The organism is Clostridia bacterium, from assembly GCA_036562685.1.
In the GTDB taxonomy this organism is placed as follows: Bacteria; Bacillota; Clostridia; order Christensenellales; family DUVY01; genus DUVY01.
On sequence record DATCJR010000171.1, the window covers coordinates 1 to 3,569 of the forward strand.

Below are 3,569 nucleotides of genomic sequence, written 5' to 3' on the forward strand. Positions count from 1 at the left end.
AAAGATATCAATGTGTTTTTCAATGAACTCGAAAAAATGATGGATTTGGTCGTAAGGCAGTTGTTAGACAGATTTGAAATTCAACGTCATAAGAAAGTACGCAACTTCCCATTCTTAATGGGTCAAGGAGTATGGATTGATTCAGAAAAACTTAATATTGATGACGAAGTCGGCGAAGTTCTCAAAAATGGTACATTGTCTATAGGCTTTATAGGCTTGGCGGAAACTCTTGTGGTGTTGACTGGTCATCATCATGGTGAATCTATTGAAAGCAGAAACTTGGGACTTGAAATAGTAACCTTTATGCGTGATTATACGGACAGAATGACCAAAAAGTACAATCTAAACTTTACATTGCTTGCTACGCCTGCAGAAGGATTGTCCGGAAGATTTGTTAAGCTTGACCGCAAGAAGTTTGGCGTAATCAAGGGCGTAACCGATAGAGAATATTATACTAACAGTTTCCATGTTCCTGTATATTATCCTATTTCGGCTTATGAAAAAATCAAAATAGAAGCTCCTTATCATGCGCTTACCAATGCAGGACATATTACTTATGTTGAGCTTGACGGCGATACAGCCAATAACTTAGAAGCATTTGAATCAATAGTAAGAGCAATGCATGACAATCATATCGGATATGGCTCAATTAACCATCCCGTTGATCGCGATCCTGTTTGCGGATATAACGGAATAATAGGCGATGTTTGCCCCAAATGCGGAAGAAAAGAAAATGAAGGACCTAGTTTTGAAAGAATAAGAAGAATAACAGGATATCTAGTTGGTACTTTGGATAGATTTAATGACGCAAAACGAGCAGAAGAGCGCGACAGAGTAAAACATACAATATCATAATATTATGCAGTTAAGAATATCAGGATTAATTCAAGAATCAATAGTTGACGGACCTGGAATAAGGTTCGTCATATTTGCACAAGGGTGTGATTTCCATTGCGAGGGTTGTCACAACCCTCAGACATGGAGTCATACAGGCGGTACTTTAGTTGATACCGATACTTTGTATGAAAAAATCAAAGCCAATCCCTTGATAAAAGGAATAACTATAAGCGGAGGCGAGCCTTTTTTGCAAAGCTCCGCCCTTATTCCGCTTATCAAAAAGCTAAAAGCTGACGGCTATGAAATAGCCGTATATACGGGATATTGTTTTGAAGAATTACTAAACTGCAATGATTCAAAAACAGAAATGGCTAAGCTGGTCGATATTATTATTGACGGCAGATTTATATTGGCTCAAAAAAGCCTTTTGTTAAAATTTAAGGGCTCAAAAAATCAAAGAATTATTAATGTTCAGAAGTCACTACAAGAAAACAAAACAGTAATAGAAACATCCGAACGCTGGGGCGGTGTGCAATAATTTTTCGTCTTTGAAAATTAATCCAAGCTTTTAACGCTTATTTCGTATGTTTTTCCGTCTTTGCCAATAGCCAGTAAATTATCAGGAAATTCGGTTTCAGATGGATAAACAACTTTTTCTATTATATTTGATTCCATTATTAATAATTCGCCAATAATAAAAATGAGTTCGTCCATATTTCCCCCAAACTAAAAAAGAAGTTGAGATAATTATACTCCCATAATTATGGGAACGCAAACAAACTCAAGCACAATTATAAAATTATAACAAAAATGTGTAAAAATCCCCATATATATGGAAATCAATATATTTTCTTATTTTATTGTGGTAATATAATAAGACTAGTTATGGCAAATAATATGATTAATTTAGACGTTTTTAGAGAAAGGCTAAAAGAGTATATAAAAGAAAGAAACATAAATCAGTCGATTTTAGCACGCGAGACGGGAATATCAAACCAAGCAATATCTAACTGGATATTAGGAAAAGGGGAACCACTTGTAACTTATGTTTGGCGACTAGCGGATTATTTTGATTGTTCTATCGATTATTTGCTAGGTCGCACGGATTATTAAAATACTGATTCTCCGCAATTTATATCAAAAGGTGCTATCAACAAACGTTGTAAGGTTTTTTGATAATTATCAAACAACCACTTTGTCGCATAAGCGTAGTTTTGAATACAGTCAAATTCACTATACATAAAATATTTTACGCACTTAACAATTTTGGTAAGTTCTCTAGGCGGCTCATTGATATTGTCAAAAATATAAAACCTTTTTAGACATGAGGTTTTTATTAATCCCCTCAGCTTTTGCATTTCTTGAGAGATATTTTTTATCAACTCTTCAAATTCAGCAGTTTTATCAGGTTTTACTTGAAAAATCTTTACTTCACTAAAATTTTGCATTTTTTTCCCTTATAATTTTGATCGTGTAAGAATTTTGGACGCTCTTAAAGGCGAATCCTTGCTGGTTCCCCAAGGAATATCTTTCTTTTGATAATCAAATTTTTGAGTAAATGAATTTAGATCCGAATTTAACTTTGCCAGCTTGGAAATCTGAACGGAATAAATTGATTCTAAGAATTGATTTGCTTTTGAATGCGCGTGATGAGCGTTTTCCAAAAGTTTTGCATAATGGTATAGACAGAAGCCCTGTGAATCATTAAGCATTTTTACAAAAGCTGGTTCGTTATAATACATCTGCGCCACAGTCATATAGTATCTTTGCATATTATTCTCAATATCCATACATATAACGCAAGACTCACTTTCTTTTTGCAGTTCTTGCGCTTGTTTTTTTGCTGATTTTATGCTAGACGGCGGCTTCAAAATGTTTTGCAAATGTTCTGTTCTGGTAATACTCTGAAGTGCAACTCCCAATATATTATCACCGTTAATAAGCATGTTATAGTGATGAGCGCAAAATCCATATTTATTGACAAGCTGGCGTGAAGTCGGCACCATGACAGCTTCGTTTAAAAATTTATCAACAAACATTGTACTTAGTTCTTGGGTGATAGTACACATAGGACACAAACCATCTTTTTTGAAAGCATCCCATATCGGTGTGGTATGAATTTTGTATTGCATAAAGGAAAACCGCCTTACATAGTATTAAATAGAAGTATAACCTAAAAGGCAGGGTAATTCAAGCATGAAAAACAATAAAGGCGGTATTGATTACAGCGAATGGAGCTATGACAAAAAGCGTTTGGGTTATAGCAAGGACTATTATGATAATGAAGAATATACAAATTCGCCTCAATCAAACAGTCTTGAATTATATAAGATAGATCAAAAGTCTTTGAGCCGATATGATCATGTTGAGCAGCTTCAAAGTTATGATTCAGACCATCAAACTGCTTTAACTTTTGATCAATATCAAAAAGCTTATCCTAAAACTTCAAAGCTAAAAAAATCCGAAATTATTACAGCCATGATTCTTATGGTTAGCGGACTACTGATCACAATTTTTTTAACCATACTTTTGGCGCAAGGTCTTAATATAGGGCATTTGATGGGCAAAATCAATCAAGCCAATTCTAAAAAAACAGATTATTACGCAGTGCAAATAGGCAGTTATATAACAGAAAGCGAAGCCAAAAATGCTTCTAATGCCATAAAAGAATTGGGCGGAGCAGGATATATCATTGTTGACGGTTCTTACCGAATAATTGCAGGTGTTTATCC

At 34.5% G+C, this 3,569-nt stretch carries 7 protein-coding genes; 4 read left to right on the plus strand and 3 right to left on the minus strand.

Annotated elements, in window-relative coordinates:
* Together nrdD and nrdG are read left to right on the plus strand one after the other, a co-directional pair.
* On the plus strand, positions 1 to 855 hold an 855-nt coding region (nrdD, locus tag VIL26_07620), incomplete at its 5' end, for an anaerobic ribonucleoside-triphosphate reductase (GenBank protein ID HEY8390795.1).
* Positions 856 to 859: 4 nt separating this feature from the next.
* A complete protein-coding gene (gene nrdG / locus VIL26_07625) occupies positions 860 to 1,375 on the plus strand; it encodes an anaerobic ribonucleoside-triphosphate reductase activating protein (GenBank protein ID HEY8390796.1) in 516 nt (171 codons plus the stop codon).
* Between the two features lie 17 nt (positions 1,376 to 1,392).
* Here the strand turns inward: nrdG and VIL26_07630 are convergent, their stop codons facing one another.
* Entirely contained in the window at positions 1,393 to 1,551 is a 159-nt protein-coding gene (locus VIL26_07630) for a hypothetical protein (protein HEY8390797.1), read from the minus strand.
* Positions 1,552 to 1,734: 183 nt separating this feature from the next.
* Between VIL26_07630 and VIL26_07635 the strand changes: the two genes are divergently transcribed.
* Positions 1,735 to 1,950, plus strand: coding sequence for a helix-turn-helix transcriptional regulator (locus tag VIL26_07635; GenBank protein ID HEY8390798.1), 216 nt, complete (start codon positions 1,735 to 1,737; stop codon positions 1,948 to 1,950).
* On the opposite strand, the gene VIL26_07640 is transcribed toward VIL26_07635, so the two are convergent.
* Complete coding sequence (locus VIL26_07640; GenBank protein HEY8390799.1) at positions 1,947 to 2,285, minus strand: hypothetical protein; 339 nt, start codon at positions 2,283 to 2,285, stop codon at positions 1,947 to 1,949. The two genes, VIL26_07635 and VIL26_07640, sit on opposite strands and share 4 nt — an antisense overlap.
* 9 nt (positions 2,286 to 2,294) lie before the next feature.
* Positions 2,295 to 2,969, minus strand: a complete 675-nt coding sequence (locus tag VIL26_07645; protein ID HEY8390800.1) for a DUF6062 family protein — start codon at positions 2,967 to 2,969, stop codon at positions 2,295 to 2,297.
* A 64-nt stretch (positions 2,970 to 3,033) separates the two neighbouring features.
* On the opposite strand from VIL26_07645, the gene VIL26_07650 reads away from it, so the two are divergent.
* On the plus strand, positions 3,034 to 3,569 hold a 536-nt coding region (locus VIL26_07650; GenBank protein HEY8390801.1), incomplete at its 3' end, for a hypothetical protein.

Bases quoted from the DNA above. Each gene is read 5' to 3' on its own strand.
- nrdG (HEY8390796.1), top strand. From the start codon at position 860: ATGCAGTTAAGAATATCAGGATTAATTCAAGAATCAATAGTTGACGGA.
- VIL26_07635 (HEY8390798.1), top strand. From the start codon at position 1,735: ATGATTAATTTAGACGTTTTTAGAGAAAGGCTAAAAGAGTATATAAAA.
- VIL26_07640 (HEY8390799.1), bottom strand. From the start codon at position 2,285: ATGCAAAATTTTAGTGAAGTAAAGATTTTTCAAGTAAAACCTGATAAA.
- VIL26_07630 (HEY8390797.1), bottom strand. From the start codon at position 1,551: ATGGACGAACTCATTTTTATTATTGGCGAATTATTAATAATGGAATCA.
- VIL26_07645 (HEY8390800.1), bottom strand. From the start codon at position 2,969: ATGCAATACAAAATTCATACCACACCGATATGGGATGCTTTCAAAAAA.